Raw genomic sequence first — 16,057 nt, 5'->3', positions numbered from 1 at the left:
TGCTGTGGTGGATGACTATCTCCCGGCTACTGGTTGTTCATCTGGTGACGAAGCTTATAATATGTGGAAACGCCAAGGCCCGCATGGTCGCAGGCGATCCTGAGCCTGACCCCTCTGCTTCTGAGTGCGTCAATTTCCTGGATCTTTTTGATATCGGCGCCGGGGCGCCCTGTTTTTTCACCCCGTGCTTTTTCGCGGCGATGCCGTCGGCCTGCCTTTCCTTCAGTAAGGCTCGTTCAAACTGGCTGAATGCCGACATCATGTGCAGCTGCAGTTCCTGCATCGGATTGTTTGTGCCGGCGCTGAACGTCAGCTGCTCTTTCAGAAAAATAAGGGTAACGCCCTGGTCACGAAGCCGGGTGGTGACAGCGCACATATCCGACATATTCCGGCAAAGGCGATCGATGGAATGAACCAGAAGCGTATCACCAGGGCGTAATTGCCCCAGGAGTTCCTGTAACCCCGGGCGGTTTGTGTCCTTCGCGCTGGCATGCTCAACACAAATTTTATCAGGCTGAAAACCCGCCTTTGACAATGCCTCTTCCTGACGGGCCGTATTCTGATCGGCCGAGCTTACCCTGATGTAGGCATATTGCACGCAAAACCTCCGGAAGGTCTTTAAACATCATAGAGATTTAAAGAATAATCCATAAACACTGATTTAGGGAGGTTTATAGACATTTTTCGGGGATCTGAGAGGCATGCTGAAAACGTATACCTTTATAGACATCAGTCAGCGACGACGGCCCAGCCAGATAACTTCAGGCTCCAGTACCGGAGATGCAAGGTCGAGCCTGCTCAGTTGCCGGTTGATTTTGTGGCGGTTGAACCTGACAGCATCCAGGTCGTCAGCAAAAGGGCGGATCTCGCCGACCGTTGTTTCATCATCCGCATTAACGATAGCTTCAAGAAACGCCAGGGTTTTATCGAACTCATCCGCAGCTGTGGCTCCGGGCATACCATGGCCGCTTATACAAAACGGCGCTTTCAGCGTAGAGTTTTCATAAATGGCCTCAACACGAATGTCATGAAGCCAGTGCTCAAAGAAATTGTATTCATAGGTAAAGCGATCGCCAGCATCAAAAGCAAAATCATCAATCACGACCCGGAACGGATTATCGACAAAACCGATGCCTCCTTCGTAGGAGATACCGTAATCTTTGCCATAAATGTGAAATTGATGGAGATGGTCGTCCCCCCAGCCCTGCACTATCTGGAAAATGAAGTGAAGCGCGGCCAGTGACGTGTCGGCAGCAATTCTCAGCCGACGCCAGACCATCGGACTGACTCCATGAACTGCTATTTTGATGACGTAGATCTTCATAGTCAGCAGGTATTGTTATGAAATGATGGTGGTTATTTTAACCCCTGTAGATGGCATCATTCGATGGCTGCCCCGAGGTTTTTCATGCTCTCCAGATGCGCGAAATGCCGAGTGAAGCCCGTCCATTCGTCCACCTCCAGCAGCAGTTCGGTGATCTTGACGTGCGGCAGGATCATTGCCGTCTGGTCGATCAGCGCTTGGGCGGTGTCGGGTACCGCCGCGTCGAGCGGCGTGATCTTCAAGCCTGACTCGGTGATGATGGCGTCCGGCAGCTCGTTGGCCGTCGCCATACGGTTGACGGTGGCAAGCTGTGTTTCCAGCAGCGTCAGCCGGTCGTTCAGGTACCGGTTGCAGTCGGTGGCCACGGCCAGCGGCAATTCGCTGGCCTGCTTGAGGCTGGCGAATTTCGCGGGCGGCACCAGGTAGTCCTCGAAGTCCTTGAACTGGCGCGACCCCTGCACCCAGATGTCGCCGGAACGCAACGCGTTCTTCATCTCCGACAGCGCGCACAGTTCGTAGGGCACTGTTGCAAAGTTAGCGATGAGGCAGCCTTTTGTCTTATTCAAAGGCCTTACATTTCAAAAACTCTGCTTACCAGGCGCATTTCGCCCAGGGGATCACCATAATAAAATGCTGAGGCCTGGCCTTTGCGTAGTGCACGCATCACCTCAATACCTTTGATGGTGGCGTAAGCCGTCTTCATGGATTTAAATCCCAGCGTGGCGCCGATTATCCGTTTCAGTTTGCCATGATCGCATTCAATCACGTTGTTCCGGTACTTAATCTGTCGGTGTTCAACGTCAGACGGGCACCGGCCTTCGCGTTTGAGCAGAGCAAGCGCGCGACCATAGGCGGGCGCTTTATCCGTGTTGATGAATCGCGGGATCTGCCACTTCTTCACGTTGTTGAGGATTTTACCCAGAAACCGGTATGCAGCTTTGCTGTTACGACGGGAGGAGATAAAAATCGACAGTGCGGCCCCGGCTGTCGACGGCCCGGTACAGATACGCCCAGCGGCCATTGACCTTCACGTAGGTTTCATCCATGTGCCACGGGCAAAGATCGGAAGGGTTACGCCAGTACCAGCGCAGCCGTTTTTCCATTTCAGGCGCATAACGCTGAACCCAGCGGTAAATCGTGGAGTGATCGACATTCACTCCGCGTTCAGCCAGCATCTCCTGCAGCTCACGGTAACTGATGCCGTATTTGCAGTACCAGCGTACGGCCCACAGAATGATGTCACGCTGAAAATGCCGGCCTTTGAATGGGTTCATGTGCAGCTCCATCAGCAAAGGGGATGATAAGTTTATCACCACCGACTATTTGCAACAGTGCCCAGTCCACGCCTCAGAACTTGTGGGCTCGCTTTTAAAAAGTTCCCGTCCGTCAGGGCTGGCGCAGGCGATTATGGAGGTGGGACGGGTCAACAAGACGCTGTACCTCCTCAACTACATTGATGATGAAGAATATCGTCGCAGGATACTGACTCAGCTTAACCGGGGAGAAGGCCGTCACGCCGTGGCAAGGGCGATCTGTTACGGCCAACGTGGTGAGATTAGAAAACGTTACCGTGAGGGGCAGGAGGATCAACTGGGTGCGCTGGGGCTTGTCACTAACGCAGTTGTATTGTGGAACACGCTTTATATGCAGGAAGCGCTATCACATTTGCGCAGCGCTGGTGAGATCCCGGAAGACGAGCATATCTCACGCCTGTCGCCACTGATGTACGGTCATATCAACATGCTGGGACATTATACGTTCACGCTGCCGGAAAATATTCTGAAGGGAGAGTTGAGGCCATTAAATTTCAATTCAAACAATGAATTATTGCCTTAACGTGGTTTTTTACACGATTGAACCTCGAACCCCTATATCGGCTAAAGCACTCCGGTAGCTTGATTCACCCCACGGCCACGGCAGGATCTTGGCCGTCGCAAGCGCCAGGGGAAAATCTTCAGCTGCAAGCCTGAGTGATTTCATGTGCGTGTAATCCATCGCCCAGATGATTTTTGTGAAGAAGAACTCGCGCTCGTTCATGTCCGGGCGCGCGTCCTGGCCCTCCGTGCCAACGGCCAGCAAGTAATCGGCCTGAATTGGCAGTATCAGCGCGCGTAGTAAGTCATGGATCGCCGGTTGCGGCAGTCTGCGCGCCAGATTAATTACCCGGTCGAACTTCAGTTTATCCTGCTTGCGCTTGTCGGTCTGCTCCATCAGATTTCATGGCCCCCTTCTTCATGCTCATGCTCATGGGTGTGTTCTTTTCCGGTATGGCTCTGTTCCGCCTGAGACGTCTGCGGCATGGCGTAATCGTCGTAAATGCTGCTGTCAAAGTCGTAGTCTGATGCTTCGGCATAATGCTCGTAATCGGCATACTCCTGCGCGCTCCACTGCTGATCGTCGGCAGCAGCATAATCATGGGCCAGTTCTGCATCATTTTGCTGTGCTTCATGACGCCGCAGGCCAACGGAATCATCCATAGGGTTCTGCTTAAGATGAAAGGCGTCCTCTGCGTTGCTCACCGGCTGATAATCAGTGCCGGTTGTCATGTTATGTTCATCGGGTTTCTGGTTAAACGCCATGCTTTCCCCCGTGGCTTCTGGCAGACCTTTTTCAGCTGATCGGGTTTCTAAACTGGTATCGCGGCCAATATCCTTAAACCTGGCCTCAAGCCCAAAGAAACGGTCAATTTCTGCGGCCGTGGTTTTCGGGCTGTCGCGGCTCACGCTCGATGCCAAAGATTTTTTATCGTCGGTAAAAATTTCCACCTCATGACGCGCACGCGAAATACCAACATAAAAAACGTCCTTAGAAGTGGTAAGCGATTTGGTATCTATGTTGAACAACACGCGATCACAGGTAAGCCCCTGGGATTTGTGGACGGTGGTTGCATAAGCATAGGAAAGATAAGAAGCCTGTTTTTTGTCCAGCTCAACCGTGCGCCCTTTTTTGTCCTCAAGCGTCAGTTTTTCACCCTCCACGGTTTTCACCGTGAAGCGGTCGCCGTTGGCAACGTCCAGCGTTTTATCGTTACGCGTTACCATGACCTTATCGCCCGGCGCCAGTTCGGCGCTGACTGCCTGGTATACAGACAGCTTGGTGTGTGTACGCGGGCTGAAAGCGATCTGCTCACCGCTGCTGCTTTCAACCGTCAATTTGTTGCCCGGCCCGGTATCAAGAACCTGGTAAGACTCGCCCCGCTTCATACCATTTTTGTAATCCTGTTCGGGGATAATGATTTGCCCTTTACTGAAATAACGGCTGTCGCGGCGTTCCGCCTGTGTCGAATCCACGCGGTCAAGTAGCGTGAACGTTTCGCCGGTTCCGGCAAGCCCCAGATTGCCCCGGATGTAGTCATTGAGGGTTTTGCGTGAGGCGTTCGTACCAGAGATTATCAGGGTGGCATCCTGTTGTTCTGAGGACAGAGACAGGTAGCGATCGGCAAGTTGAGCGAGTCGGGGCGCTTCTTCCTTCAGTTCGTTCACGCCGGTGATATTTTTCAGGGCGCGCGCGGCATTACCTTCAGCGGCATACTTAACCGCCTCAAGCAAAACTTCATTCTTCTGTCGCTGAATGTCTTTCATGTAGCTGGTCTGCATACCTGCTTTAATCAGCTGCTCAAAAGGCTTACCGGCTTCTACCGCTTTCGTCTGTGACGTATCCCCCAGGAATACCGCGCGAGCGTTATGCTTCTCGATCACCTCCATCAGCTGTTTCATCTGCCGGGCGGGTATAACCCCGGCTTCATCAATGAATACGACTGATTTTTCATCCAGCTTTTTATCCTTCGCTTTGAGGAAGGCGGCAACGGTGCGGGCCGGTAATCCATCATCTTCAAGCGCTTTTTTCTGTGTCCCATAGGGGGCCAGCGCCGTGACCTTCAGCCCTTGTGACTCCAGCAGCTCTTTAGCGGCCATCGTCATATAGCTTTTACCGGTACCGGCGTAACCATGTGCGGCCACAAAACGATCTTTGCTCGTCACAATTTCTGTAACTGCGCGCATCTGCTCATTCTTGAGGGTTTTCCCGGCGAGCAGCTGGCCTGCAATCTCTGCGGTCAGCTGTCGCGGCATCTGCCCCCGGCCGCGTGATTCGATAGTCAGAATGGAACGCTCAAGGCGAATACCCTCCACGGTAGTGACGCGGTGGCTGGTCTTTTTAAGCCTGCCGTTTTTAATACCATCATCTACCGCAAAACGGGCTTTATCCGCACGCATCCCGCTATTCGTCAGCGAGTCGATCCACTCTTTGCGCGTCAGAGTTTCGGCCATAACTGAAGCACCGACCTTCAGCGTTGATTGATACCGGGCTTCGCCCTCGATGATGGCGCCCTTCTGTACCGCCTTCAGGTACGCTTTTTCAACATCGGCCATTGTGGCATGGCCCAGCACCTGCTTATTAGCGATCTGAATCAGCTTCTGGCGTTCAAAGCTGGCATCGCGCTCTGACAGCGACTTAACTGCAAACTGGATAGCCCGGTCAGCTTTAACCTCAGGGCTGGTAAAATCCGGGGCCATGTTGCGCGCAATATCAGCCTCCAGAGGTTTACCGTGTCCCTGCCATTCACGGTTATCAAAATCAATGCCTAGCGTTTTGGCGCGGCTGGCCCATTCCTGGTGAATTTCTTCACGGGAATGCTCTGTTTTCTTTTCACGCGTCGCCATCGAGACGCGGCTTTTCGTCTGAGCATCGGCGGTTTCCCGCGTCAGGCCCATTGCAGCGAGTCCCTTTTCAATTTGCTCCGACCGGCGGGAAAAAGCGCGAATCTGTTCGTCTGAAAAATGGGCCATATCGAACGTGTTATTTTTGCTGTTGTAACGCAGCTCATAACCGGCTTTGGTCAACTCCAGCGCCAGCTCCTGTTTGTAAACATCGCCCAGGTGCATTTTGTTACGCATCAGCTCATCATTTTTGAGCGCGCGCCACTGGCCGTCCTCGCGCTGGGTCATGTTCATGACAAAAGCGTGGGTGTGCAAATCAGGATCTAGCGCCCTGGACGTTTCGTGGCGAAAAGTAGCGACGACAAGGTTATTGGTATTCTGGGTTACTGATTTCCCCTGGCGAGTCGTCCGGGCCTGCGCGAGTTTTTCAGCTTCACGCACAGCAGCGGCAACAGCTTTTTCATGAGCCTCGATAATGGTTTTATCGCCGTGTATCAGCGCCTGCATGGATACCCCTTTAGGCGCTGAAAACGTCAGGTCGTAGCCCAGACGCTCTTTTTTGGCATCACCCACGTGTCGCTGCATATGCGTGAAGGTATCTATCTCTCCGACAAGCAGCTCTTTAAACCGGGCTGATTCAACGTCCCCGGATAAGCCGAGGGCTTCAGCTCCGGTTCCCTGCCAGGACGTGAATGATGAATCCTTACTGTAGTAATCATCCTTTGCATCAGAGTAGTAGCCCACAACGCTAGTGACGTTCTGGCGGGTAATCGTGGTTATATCAAGCATCAGATCTCCCTCAGTTCAATGCCAGGAACAGGGTTTTTGCGATGGTATTTAACGTGTTTAGCCTTGAACTTAGCGACGGGCATATCACCAGGCAACGCCAGATAGCCGGTGAGGTTTGGCAACATTGATATTTCGGTAGGCGTTACGGCACGAACAACTTTAACGTCGCGGCGTTTACGGACAATCCAGGGCTTCTGAGGATCGGATTCTTTACGCTCAACTTCGCCTTCTATCTCACCGAGTGAGCGCGACATTTGATCCAACGTTTCATCACCGAGACGGCTGCCGCCCAGCACGATGTTAGAACGCATGTTAGCCAGAATTGTCTGAGCCATATCCCGACCATAAACCTTAACCAGCTGAGAATAGGTTTGATAGCCAGCATAAACACACAGACCGCTTTTACGCCCTTTGGTCAGTGCATCGTTGAGGTTTGGCAGAAACTGGAGTGATTCCAGCTCGTCAATAAATACATTAATGCGGCTTTCTTTTTCACCCATACCCAGCACGATAGAAAAAATCGAATCCAGCCAGCAGGAAATTAGCGGATTAAGTGACCTTTTCATTTCTTCCTGCCAGGTGATAAACAGGGTTCCCGGCTTTCCATCATCAAGCCAGTCACGCAGGGAAAAATTACCTTCCGGCATTTTCAAATGTGGGGCAAGATTCTTACTGAGAACAAATCGCGCGCTTCCAACTGCTTTTTCAGACCCGGAAAAAATAGCTTCGGCAGGCGTCCCCATTAAAAATTCTTTTAATTTTTTCTGGTCAACGTTACAGGCCCAGAGAATAACTTCTTCCATAGTTACTGTGCTATATAGGCTGTGAAGTTTTTTCGAAACTTCACTAAAAATAAGACGGCCATAGCCGAACCATTCTTCAGTAGCCATATCAGGGCTTTCCTGAACAATAGAGTTCACTAAGCGCTCGTAATCATATGAACGGCGAATTTCATTGAAAAACACCCAGCCTTCAGTGCGTTTATCATAGGCGTTTAAAATAACATCGCCGGGACGATAGAAATTCTTTAAGAAGCCCCCATTTGGATCTAAAGCAATATTTTTGCCGCCTCTAATGATGCTCTTAAATAACAGTTCATTGAAAATTGTGGTTTTACCAGTACCGGTTGTACCGGCAATCGAAAAATGCAAGTTCTCAGCGTATGTAGGTATGGGGATATTAGCCACGGTTAACTGGTTGACACCTCTTTCGCGTGTTTTATCAGCGAGTGTTCTGGCGCGAACAAGCTCTGTACCACGATAAATCTTTTTGAATCTTTCGCCTTTAAACACGCGTGATTTATCATAAATGATAAAAGCGATCAGACCGCCAACACCAATAAACCAGCCAGCAATTAAAGCTGACCATAAAGGCCATAGCGAAAAAGTATTCTTAACCAGATACGGAATCAGGTATTTAGCCGTGGATGGATCAATACCGTAGGTAAATTTTGCAACTAGAAACCATACCATCACTGGAGGCAAAGTAATTGCAAATAAAAATGCTAAGCCTCTTTCTCTATCGTCCATTTCAGCGCTCCTTTTTTGGTTCCCAGACTTTGTAGCCGTTACGTTCAACCTCTGCTTTTGCCGCTTTGGTTTTGCCCGGTTCTGCTATCGAGCGCAGGAGGATTAGCGTTTCAATAGCGAGTGATTCATGCAACATCATCTGTCCTGCCGGTGGGAATTTTACGCCAGATAGCGTTTCGGTTATTGCCTTCAGCTCATCGCGCAGTGGGCCAAAATCCGCATCTGAAGCACGGTCAAAAAGATAATCCAGTTTGCGATTTACGTCGCTCAGCCGGTCGGCAACTATTTTCAACCCGGACTCCCGATCACCTGGGCCAGCTTCAATGCAGCGCCGCAGATAATCTGACCGATTACCTCCTGAAACCAGGTCTATATAGGCCAAAAGTTCATCTGATACTTTTGCGGTTATTATTGGCATTCAGTCCTCACATTGTGCATTTTTTAAACAAAAAATTGGGATCTAACAAGCTGAAATCTTAGTATTACCAAAGTAATAAAGCAAACTCATTATAAAACAATGAGTTATTGGGTGTTTTTAATACCTAATTATTACCGAATATTGTTGCTATTTATTTTTTTATCTTTTAAATCAGTATGATAGCGTGATTTATCGCGCTGCGTTAGGTGTATAGCAGGTTAAGGGATAAAAAATCATCTTTTTTGGTAGGGGCGATCTACGTAGGTTAAGGACTAACTGGCTAAAAAGCGTTCAATATTCCGTATTCATGCTTGCATGAATACCAGTACAACAAAAGTACATCAAAATTACATCAAAATTACATCACTTGAAGGTTGACAGTACAACAAAATTACATCATTCTTTGGTCATGAGGTAGCCAGTACAACAAAAGTACATCAAAAGTACATCAAAATTACATCAAAATTACATCATTCTAAATGAGGGTACTATGAAGCCCAAAAGTATCAGGGCGGCACTTCAGTTGATGTTGCCGGAAATAGAAGAAATGCTGTCACTGGGAGTTTCCAGGGAGGAAATTTATAAGGCAGTTTCTGAACGCTTCGGCCTGGAAGGTGTGAACGTTCGTAGCTTTGATACGTCCCTATATAGAGCGCGGCAAATCCGGAAAAATGGAATGCACAATACACATGAAAGGATGCCGAACAATGATGATAGTGTATTGCACAATACACAAAAAGGAGGTAGCGAGAAAGGTGCAGAGGAAAGTGTATTGCACAATACACAAACGCCGCCTGAGCCTGAACCGCAAGGAAGTGAAAAAAAAGAAAGTCCCGGCATTATTGATAAAGAGTTCTTCAATAAAATCAGTGAAGATTTCGACCCTAAGATGTTCAATAAAAAATTCTGAGGTGATTTATGAAAGTAGCGGTAATTAATTACAGTGGCAGCGTTGGTAAAACCTTAATTTCATCCTACCTGTTAGCCCCGCGTCTGACTGGAGCAAAATTCTATGCGGTTGAAACTATCAACCAGTCTGCTTCCGATCTGGGGATTGAGAATGTTTCCATTTTTAAAGGTGATGACTTTTCACGGTTGATTGAAGATATTGTTTTTGAAGATGCCGGGATTATTGATATTGGTGCGTCAAACGTAGAAGCGTTCCTGATGGCAATGTCCCGCTTTGACAGTGGCGCGAATGAATTTGATAAGTATGTAATCCCGGTTACGCCTGATAATAAGGCCATTGATGAAAGCCTGAAAACAGCACATACGTTAAGTAAGGCAGGTGTAAGCAGCGATAAAATCATCTTTGTTCCAAACCGCATTAGTCCAGATAGTGAAGTAGAGGATGTACTGGCGCCGGTATTTGAATTTGTCAAACGAACGAAAGTTGGCAAAATCAGCAAGAAATCTGTTATTTATAACAGTGAAGTTTTCGAATATCTCGCGTATCACCGTATCTCATTCGAAGCATTGACCGCTGAAGATCCAGAAGAATTTAAAGCCCGCGCTAAACAAACAACGGATGCTGACGAGCGCAAAAAACTGGCCCGCCGTTATACCTACATGAAACAGGCAATTCCTGTTAAAGCTAATCTCGATAAAGCATATGCGGCTTTAATGGGAGAATAAAATGGAAAAGCAGCCAGATAAATTTGAAGTTCTGATGGATTGGTTTTTAGGTGACGCGAAGGAAATCACCGCAAGTCAGAAAGAAATGACTGAGATACTTTCTGCGCTTTCGGAAAAGCTGGCAAAAGACACCGAAAGTTTAGGAGAGACGGCAGACTCTCTTAAACGGACTTTAGTAGAAAACCAGCGTTCAATTAGCCTGGCAATTAGTGATGATGCTAAGGCGCGTGAGGAATTTCTGACGAAGTTCCGCCGCGCGCAGGCGTCCAGAGCTGAGACGTTAACCCGTCAGATCCTTTTTATTACAGCTGGCTGCACTATTGTGGGCGCCGCCGTGGGTGCCGCGATAGCCATAATTCTACTGAGATAATGTAAACCGGGCATGTCCCGGTTTTTTTTCAAGCGAAGCGCGGAGGCCGCAGGCCGGAGGCATTAGTGGCCGCCGCCCGAAGGGGCGAGACGCGTAGCGGCTCGATGCGCAGCACGGCAGAACGGCCCGCAGGGTAATGCCCGGTTTAATTCAACGTGACAGTCACGTGGAGGAAAAATATGAATGACCGACAGCGTGAACAAGCCCGTATTCGCCAGGCCCGGCGCCGCGCGCGACTCAAAGAGGAAGGCGCTAGCGTGACAGTCACGCTAACAAAACAGGAAGAAGCAATGTTACAGGAGCTTTGCCGGGTTCGTCGTCCAGGACGAACAGCCTATTCCACGAATGAGTTTTTCCAACTGCTGCTGATCCGAAACTGGCAACAGTGGCAGGAGCAAAAGGCGCAGCTGGGGAAATGCCAGGCTTGCGGAAAGCTGAAAGCGGAGGGAGGTTGCGGCGGCGAACGGCAGAGCGAAACCTTTAACTGCTGGCTAGCCGTCGAAGCAAACGAGCTTAATGTGTAGTGTATTGTGCTATACAGAAATTGCCAAAAGCAGCGCGGAGTAATAACTGAAACGGCCGCGCAGCGGAAAGAAAAAAGCCCGGTCAATCCGGGTTTTTTTCTTTCGGCGGCTCAGTAATCGTCTAGATCTCCGCAGCCCAGCGGGCAACAATTACGCTCAATACCGTGGCTGCAATAATCGTTTTCCCGATCCTGCCGGATTTCTTCCGCGATCTCGTCTTGGGTCAGATAGTCAAATTCACGCCGCGCTACCGCGATCAGTTCTTCCCGATACTCGGCCGGAACGCCAGCAAGATAGCCGTCAATAACCGCGCTCAGGCGGCGCTGATACAGTTCATAAATCAGGCCGCAGCGGGGCTGCTGTTCGCGCGCAAAACTCTCACACTGGCGACGAAAATCTTCAAGAGTCTGCTCAAGGGTTTGTGTGGTCATGTCGTTTGTCCTCGATCTTTCTGTTAAAGACCCGGCTTGGCCGGGTCGTCAGTGCTATTTAGTTTGTTGCAGCAGCTGGTCTAATTTTGCCGCCAGTGCATACGTCGATGTGAAAGCGCCTTGCAGGCGCTGATTAGGCAGCTGGTTGAACGCTTCGAGGCAGGCGCGCAGCAATAATTCTTTCTGAGATTCGACTTCTTTTTTCAGCTGGGAAGGGGTGGTAACAGTGGTCATGCTTACTCCTTAGTGATCCGATACCGGCAATTTTTCGGGTGGCGGTATTGCCTCCCGATGATTTAATTATCGGTGATTACGCCTTTAAAGTCAATACAAGTACGGAATTTATTTACATGTTTTTATGCCCGTCAGGGCATGGAAGGCGACCGCGCCGGACTCCACCGGACACCGGCCGCAAATCGCCGGAAACTGCGGGACTGACCGGAGCAACAGGCCAACCCCCCTTCCTGCTAAGCCATAACCCAGCCCGCCGCCACGCAGCTGCCGCACGTCCCCCACGGGGGTGCGCAGTGGGCGCCGCGCGCCTGCGCGCGGGTACAGCGGCCCGCCTGCGGGTCGCGGCGCCGTACTGCGAGTTAGCGGCCGCCGCGCGGCCGGTTACGGGGGACACCGCACCGTCACGGCCAGCGCCCCGCTGAGCTGCACAATCCACGGATAACACAATAGCGCACTGGCAAAGGATGCCGACGCCTGAAGGGCGTTGGCACCCCGAAGGGGCGGGGCGAGACGGGAACCGGCTCGATGCGCAGCACAGCAGAGCGGCCCCGAAGGGGTAACGCCCTGTGTGGCATCAGGATTTAGCGCAATGGCAGAACATGAGCTGGAGAGATCACCGGCAAGCAGCAGCAAAGGGGCGGCGCAGCCGCCCAGATGGCTGTTTGCCGATACCGGCGATTAATTAGAGCGGTGTTTAATATCCCCCGCGTGGCGGGGGACTAGGTTTCAGCAAGTCATGTTAAATACGTGTCCGTCATGTAAACTGAAATCCCCAATAAACAGATCCCGCGCATAGGCTACGATGTCAAAATATCGGGCTACGGATTCAGGAATTTCATTCAGTAGACCGCTATCATTCAGGTATTCCTCTGCAAAAGTTTCTTCGTCCTTAGCTTCGCCCATATAGGCATCTCTAAACAGGTCGAAATCAGTGCTATTAAACAGATCAACAAAGGCCACAAACGCCGCTTCGTTTCCTTCCTCGCGGGCTTGTTTAAAGCCGTTAATAAAATCCCAGTTGATATGGCACTCTGACGCCATATCAGACGGAATACCCTCCCAATCCTGGAACATAAATTCTGGATCAGCCTCATTTGCGTGTAACTCGCGGCAGCGCTCGTAAAACTCCTCTGAGCTATCAAAATCGGTCAGATCGAGCCAGGCTCCCGCAATGCTTCCGCAGTTGTATTTATGGTAAGTGCCAACATAAACAGAAGGGGTCGTAATATCAGTCATGGTGTACTCCTTAAAGCGCCGATACCGGCAATTTTTCGGGCGGCGGTATTGCCTCCCGATGATTTAATTATCGGTGATTACGCCTTTAAAGTCAATACAAGTACGGAATTTATTTACATGTTTTTATGCCCGTCAGGGCATGGAAGGCGACCGCGCCGGACTCCACCGGACACCGGCCGCAAATCGCCGGAAACTGCGGGACTGACCGGAGCAACAGGCCAACCCCCCTTCCTGCTAAGCCATAACCCAGCCCGCCGCCACGCAGCTGCCGCACGTCCCCCACGGGGGTGCGCAGTGGGCGCCGCGCGCCTGCGCGCGGGTACGGCGGCCCGCCTGCGGGTCGCGGCGCCGTACTGCGAGTTAGCGGCCGCCGCGCGGCCGGTTACGGGGGACACCGCACCGTCACGGCCAGCGCCCCGCTGAGCTGCACAATCCACGGATAACACAATAGCGCACTGGCAAAGGATGCCGACGCCTGAAGGGCGTTGGCACCCCGAAGGGGCGGGGCGGCCGCTTGCGGCCGGGCGAGTCCGGCGCAGGGTGTGGCCTGCCAAGCGGAGCGCGGAGGCCGAAGGCCGGAGGCGTTAGCGGCCGCTGCCCGCGTAAGCGGGGCGAGACGGGAACCGGCTCGATGCGCAGCACAGCAGAGCGGCCCCGAAGGGGTAACGCCCTGTGTGGCATCAGGATTTAGCACAATGTCAGAACATAAACTGGAGAGATCACCGGCAAGCAGCTGCAAAGGGGCGGCACAGCCGCCCGATGGCTGTTACTTGTCTTTGTCGCGTAGCACTTTGATTAGGCCGGTTACGGCCGTAATCAGAGCGGCCAGCGAGGTGATGATTTGCGGTAGGTTTTCGAGGATGGTAGAGGTCATATAGCACCTGTAGAGAAGTTGGCGGGGTGTCGTTTCCGACGGCCGCACTGTAACCGGGCGAATAAGGCAGGTTGTCAACAGCTTGAGCGAAGCGTCTGTTGACAACCTGCCGCGCCCGGTTTCACTGCGGTCATAGGCGGAACGACCCACGCCAACGGAACGGCTTTATGACCGGGCAGCTGAGATACCGGCGAACCTGGCTGGCGGCTGACGCCAGCCGCCAAGCGCCAGCGCGGAGGGCGAAGCCCGGAGGCCAAGCGGAGCGCGGAGGCCGAAGGCCGGAGGCGTTAGCGGCCGCTGCCCGCGTAAGCGGGGCGAGACGGGAACCGGCTCGATGCGCAGCACAGCAGAGCGGCCCCGAAGGGGTAACGCCCGGAGTCTGCCGCTGTTTATCTCTCGTTCCATCTGAAATCGGCGGTAAGGCCATTAAAAGGGTCAGTTTATCAGGGGCGTTAGCCCCCATGTTGTTAATCATCAGGCAATATCGTCTTTGTAGCAGGCATAACCGAAGCTAAGCTCTGTTTTCATATAGTGGCGGGCAAAGTCCCAGGCATCGTGGCCGAAGTCCTCATAATCTGCCAGGACGATTTCGCGGGCTTTGTGCCATTGCTGTACGGAAGAAAGCGGCAGAACAGGGCAGGGAAGCGACCAGTCAGTGACGGTGTTGCAGATCATATCTGCCAGACGCTCCAGGGAGCCGTAAACCAGCTCTGTGCGCAGATCCGCCACCATGCGTTGTTTACGCAGTGATGCCAGATAATCAATCTCTTTGGTTATATCAGAATTTAAGCGGGTCTGGTAATCCATGATGTACTCCTTTGCGCGCCGATACCGGCAATTTTGCGGGCGACGGTGTTGCCTCCCGATGATTTAATTATCGGTGATTATGTCCTCAAAGTCAATATAAGTACTGAATGTGCATACAAAATTTTATATCTTGCAAAGCGTTCATAGAGTGCCTGAATCGCTTTCTGACAGCCTCAATAAAAAAGGCGGGGATTACCCGCCTTTTTTCTTACAGCTGCTTACGTGGCTTTTTACGCGTCATATACAACGGTATCGCGCAGTCTACCGCGTACAAAAAGCACGCCAGCGCGCCGCAACCGTACAGAAACGCAAGCGGCTTATTATCGAAGTAGCTGAAAACCCCTGTCGCCGCACACAGGCCCAGAACAGAGACGCAGGCGCAGGTGATCTGCACCAGATCCCTGTATCCCGCACGAACGATAAACCAGGGCAGGGCAAGCGCAGCGGCGCTAAAAATTAATGCGAGAGGGACAAAAACGAGATAGTGATACATGTGAACTCCTTGATGGTTGCCGATACCGGCGATTGTTCGGGCGGCGGTATTGCCACCCGATGATTTAATTAGAGGTTTTGCGCGTCCAGGAGATTGACCTGAGCCGGGGTAACGTGAAACTTTTCCCCTTTATGGATCACGTTATGCGGGGCGCTAATTTCATCACTGATAAAGCTAACCGGGTAACGTTTTTTACCGCAAATCCGCTCGCTAAACCACGCCACTTTTGCCGCTGGCCGATCCACTGGATGAACAATCACACCGGCCATGCTGCAACCCGTTGCGGGTTCGTCCAGCGTAATGCTTACCGGGACTGTATCCCGGTAAAAAAACTTAACCGGCGGCACACCTGCCTGCGTAGCGGCTGCGACAACTGCAAGCCCGATAACCGCTATCCGATTAATAAGCATTTTATTCCCCTTACTCATGCTGATATCACCTTGCCAGCTGTTACCAGTTTACGAAATTCGCTTTCATGAATTTCACGCCCATGCTCAAGCGTTGAATACACGTTGCCGATAAGCCAGTTACCAGCCGTTTTTGTCTCGGTATACCACCATGCTTCTGTCAGAGTAAGCAGCGGTTCGCTATCCTCGCCCTTCTCATAGATCCAGATTTTAGTGACGTCTTTACCCGTTTCGTTGCTGCCCTGAATGGTAGGGTCAAAGGTATGTTCAATCTCTATATCGAAGTAACGCTGAAGGAAGTTAGTAAAGTGCATGACGACTCCTGTAA

General features: G+C 51.5%; 17 protein-coding genes and 3 pseudogenes. 5 read left to right on the top strand and 15 right to left on the bottom strand.

Annotated elements, in window-relative coordinates; translation table 11 throughout:
- Nucleotides 1-37: 37 nt before the first annotated feature.
- The 4 genes and pseudogenes from L3069_RS25960 to L3069_RS25945 all read right to left on the bottom strand — a co-directional run bounded on the left by L3069_RS25960 (nucleotide 38) and on the right by L3069_RS25945 (nucleotide 2,610).
- Nucleotides 38-598, bottom strand: a complete 561-nt coding sequence (locus L3069_RS25960; protein ID WP_228724458.1) for a recombinase family protein — start codon at nucleotides 596-598, stop codon at nucleotides 38-40.
- 135 nt (nucleotides 599-733) lie between these two features.
- On the bottom strand, nucleotides 734-1,279 hold the full coding sequence (locus L3069_RS25955) for a plasmid pRiA4b ORF-3 family protein (RefSeq protein ID WP_001493763.1): 546 nt from the start codon (nucleotides 1,277-1,279) through the stop codon (nucleotides 734-736).
- Nucleotides 1,280-1,410: 131 nt separating this feature from the next.
- Nucleotides 1,411-1,842, bottom strand: a pseudogene (locus L3069_RS25950) (Tn3 family transposase); the annotation flags it as partial.
- A 53-nt stretch (nucleotides 1,843-1,895) separates the two neighbouring features.
- Nucleotides 1,896-2,610 (bottom strand): annotated as a pseudogene (locus tag L3069_RS25945) (IS6 family transposase).
- Nucleotides 2,611-2,662: 52 nt separating this feature from the next.
- Here L3069_RS25945 and L3069_RS25940 point away from each other — a divergent pair.
- Nucleotides 2,663-3,160, top strand: a pseudogene (locus tag L3069_RS25940) (Tn3 family transposase); the annotation flags it as partial.
- A 9-nt stretch (nucleotides 3,161-3,169) separates the two neighbouring features.
- On the opposite strand, the gene L3069_RS25935 reads toward L3069_RS25940, so the two are convergent.
- The 4 genes from L3069_RS25935 to L3069_RS25920 are packed head-to-tail and all read right to left on the bottom strand — an operon-like array spanning nucleotide 3,170 to nucleotide 8,718.
- Nucleotides 3,170-3,535, bottom strand: a complete 366-nt coding sequence (locus L3069_RS25935) for a DUF6710 family protein (RefSeq protein WP_012561167.1) — start codon at nucleotides 3,533-3,535, stop codon at nucleotides 3,170-3,172.
- Nucleotides 3,535-6,771, bottom strand: coding sequence for a MobF family relaxase (gene mobF, locus L3069_RS25930; RefSeq protein WP_012561166.1), 3,237 nt, complete (start codon nucleotides 6,769-6,771; stop codon nucleotides 3,535-3,537). The genes L3069_RS25935 and mobF overlap by 1 nt, the downstream gene beginning before the upstream one ends.
- Nucleotides 6,771-8,300 carry a type IV secretion system DNA-binding domain-containing protein gene (locus L3069_RS25925; RefSeq protein WP_021740568.1) on the bottom strand — a complete coding sequence of 510 codons (1,530 nt, stop codon included), beginning with the start codon at nucleotides 8,298-8,300 and terminating at the stop codon, nucleotides 6,771-6,773. The genes mobF and L3069_RS25925 overlap by 1 nt, the downstream gene beginning before the upstream one ends.
- Before the next feature lies 1 nt (nucleotide 8,301).
- Nucleotides 8,302-8,718 (bottom strand): hypothetical protein, encoded by a 417-nt coding sequence (locus tag L3069_RS25920; RefSeq protein WP_001749975.1) that lies wholly within the window; start codon nucleotides 8,716-8,718, stop codon nucleotides 8,302-8,304.
- 490 nt (nucleotides 8,719-9,208) lie between these two features.
- On the opposite strand from L3069_RS25920, the gene stbA reads away from it, so the two are divergent.
- The 4 genes from stbA to L3069_RS25900 all read left to right on the top strand — a co-directional run bounded on the left by stbA (nucleotide 9,209) and on the right by L3069_RS25900 (nucleotide 11,247).
- On the top strand, nucleotides 9,209-9,628 hold the full coding sequence (gene stbA / locus L3069_RS25915) for a plasmid stabilization protein StbA (protein WP_001749974.1): 420 nt from the start codon (nucleotides 9,209-9,211) through the stop codon (nucleotides 9,626-9,628).
- An 8-nt stretch (nucleotides 9,629-9,636) separates the two neighbouring features.
- Entirely contained in the window at nucleotides 9,637-10,353 is a 717-nt protein-coding gene (stbB, locus tag L3069_RS25910) for a StbB family protein (protein ID WP_001749973.1), read from the top strand.
- Between the two features lies 1 nt (nucleotide 10,354).
- Nucleotides 10,355-10,723: a plasmid stabilization protein StbC gene (stbC, locus tag L3069_RS25905; RefSeq protein ID WP_000414913.1), complete on the top strand. Its 369-nt coding sequence runs from the start codon at nucleotides 10,355-10,357 to the stop codon at nucleotides 10,721-10,723.
- A gap of 179 nt (nucleotides 10,724-10,902) precedes the next feature.
- Nucleotides 10,903-11,247, top strand: coding sequence for a hypothetical protein (locus L3069_RS25900; RefSeq protein ID WP_000999874.1), 345 nt, complete (start codon nucleotides 10,903-10,905; stop codon nucleotides 11,245-11,247).
- Between the two features lie 110 nt (nucleotides 11,248-11,357).
- Here L3069_RS25900 and ccgAII read toward each other — a convergent pair whose 3' ends face one another.
- The 7 genes from ccgAII to ccgD all read right to left on the bottom strand — a co-directional run bounded on the left by ccgAII (nucleotide 11,358) and on the right by ccgD (nucleotide 16,043).
- The gene (gene ccgAII, locus L3069_RS25895; protein WP_001749971.1) at nucleotides 11,358-11,678 is read right to left on the bottom strand and encodes a protein CcgAII; all 321 of its coding nucleotides are present in this window, start codon (nucleotides 11,676-11,678) and stop codon (nucleotides 11,358-11,360) included.
- 54 nt (nucleotides 11,679-11,732) lie between these two features.
- Nucleotides 11,733-11,912 (bottom strand): protein CcgAI, encoded by a 180-nt coding sequence (gene ccgAI / locus L3069_RS25890; RefSeq protein ID WP_000214483.1) that lies wholly within the window; start codon nucleotides 11,910-11,912, stop codon nucleotides 11,733-11,735.
- A 726-nt stretch (nucleotides 11,913-12,638) separates the two neighbouring features.
- On the bottom strand, nucleotides 12,639-13,148 hold the full coding sequence (locus L3069_RS25885; protein ID WP_000129958.1) for an antirestriction protein ArdA: 510 nt from the start codon (nucleotides 13,146-13,148) through the stop codon (nucleotides 12,639-12,641).
- 1,348 nt (nucleotides 13,149-14,496) lie between these two features.
- Nucleotides 14,497-14,829 carry a hypothetical protein gene (locus L3069_RS25880; RefSeq protein ID WP_012561126.1) on the bottom strand — a complete coding sequence of 111 codons (333 nt, stop codon included), beginning with the start codon at nucleotides 14,827-14,829 and terminating at the stop codon, nucleotides 14,497-14,499.
- A 208-nt stretch (nucleotides 14,830-15,037) separates the two neighbouring features.
- Nucleotides 15,038-15,322: a protein CcgC gene (gene ccgC / locus L3069_RS25875; RefSeq protein ID WP_001750002.1), complete on the bottom strand. Its 285-nt coding sequence runs from the start codon at nucleotides 15,320-15,322 to the stop codon at nucleotides 15,038-15,040.
- A gap of 68 nt (nucleotides 15,323-15,390) precedes the next feature.
- Complete coding sequence (locus L3069_RS25870) at nucleotides 15,391-15,732, bottom strand: hypothetical protein (protein ID WP_015344948.1); 342 nt, start codon at nucleotides 15,730-15,732, stop codon at nucleotides 15,391-15,393.
- 14 nt (nucleotides 15,733-15,746) lie between these two features.
- On the bottom strand, nucleotides 15,747-16,043 hold the full coding sequence (ccgD, locus tag L3069_RS25865; RefSeq protein WP_000545925.1) for a protein CcgD: 297 nt from the start codon (nucleotides 16,041-16,043) through the stop codon (nucleotides 15,747-15,749).
- Between the last annotated feature and the right edge of the window lie 14 nt (nucleotides 16,044-16,057).

The sequence above is a fragment of the Enterobacter cloacae complex sp. ECL411 genome (assembly GCF_021869665.1).
GTDB classification, from domain to species: Bacteria; Pseudomonadota; Gammaproteobacteria; order Enterobacterales; family Enterobacteriaceae; genus Enterobacter; species Enterobacter intestinihominis.
This window is presented reverse-complemented; position numbering and strand designations above follow the sequence as displayed.

What these genes read in the sequence shown, in the direction of transcription:
- L3069_RS25955 (WP_001493763.1), bottom strand. Translation starts at nt 1,279, where the DNA reads ATGGTCTGGCGTCGGCTGAGAATTGCTGCCGACACGTCACTGGCCGCG.
- L3069_RS25935 (WP_012561167.1), bottom strand. Translation starts at nt 3,535, where the DNA reads ATGGAGCAGACCGACAAGCGCAAGCAGGATAAACTGAAGTTCGACCGG.
- mobF (WP_012561166.1), bottom strand. Translation starts at nt 6,771, where the DNA reads ATGCTTGATATAACCACGATTACCCGCCAGAACGTCACTAGCGTTGTG.
- L3069_RS25925 (WP_021740568.1), bottom strand. Translation starts at nt 8,300, where the DNA reads ATGGACGATAGAGAAAGAGGCTTAGCATTTTTATTTGCAATTACTTTG.
- L3069_RS25920 (WP_001749975.1), bottom strand. Translation starts at nt 8,718, where the DNA reads ATGCCAATAATAACCGCAAAAGTATCAGATGAACTTTTGGCCTATATA.
- stbA (WP_001749974.1), top strand. Translation starts at nt 9,209, where the DNA reads ATGAAGCCCAAAAGTATCAGGGCGGCACTTCAGTTGATGTTGCCGGAA.
- stbB (WP_001749973.1), top strand. Translation starts at nt 9,637, where the DNA reads ATGAAAGTAGCGGTAATTAATTACAGTGGCAGCGTTGGTAAAACCTTA.
- stbC (WP_000414913.1), top strand. Translation starts at nt 10,355, where the DNA reads ATGGAAAAGCAGCCAGATAAATTTGAAGTTCTGATGGATTGGTTTTTA.
- L3069_RS25900 (WP_000999874.1), top strand. Translation starts at nt 10,903, where the DNA reads ATGAATGACCGACAGCGTGAACAAGCCCGTATTCGCCAGGCCCGGCGC.
- ccgAII (WP_001749971.1), bottom strand. Translation starts at nt 11,678, where the DNA reads ATGACCACACAAACCCTTGAGCAGACTCTTGAAGATTTTCGTCGCCAG.
- ccgAI (WP_000214483.1), bottom strand. Translation starts at nt 11,912, where the DNA reads ATGACCACTGTTACCACCCCTTCCCAGCTGAAAAAAGAAGTCGAATCT.
- L3069_RS25885 (WP_000129958.1), bottom strand. Translation starts at nt 13,148, where the DNA reads ATGACTGATATTACGACCCCTTCTGTTTATGTTGGCACTTACCATAAA.
- L3069_RS25880 (WP_012561126.1), bottom strand. Translation starts at nt 14,829, where the DNA reads ATGGATTACCAGACCCGCTTAAATTCTGATATAACCAAAGAGATTGAT.
- ccgC (WP_001750002.1), bottom strand. Translation starts at nt 15,322, where the DNA reads ATGTATCACTATCTCGTTTTTGTCCCTCTCGCATTAATTTTTAGCGCC.
- L3069_RS25870 (WP_015344948.1), bottom strand. Translation starts at nt 15,732, where the DNA reads ATGCTTATTAATCGGATAGCGGTTATCGGGCTTGCAGTTGTCGCAGCC.
- ccgD (WP_000545925.1), bottom strand. Translation starts at nt 16,043, where the DNA reads ATGCACTTTACTAACTTCCTTCAGCGTTACTTCGATATAGAGATTGAA.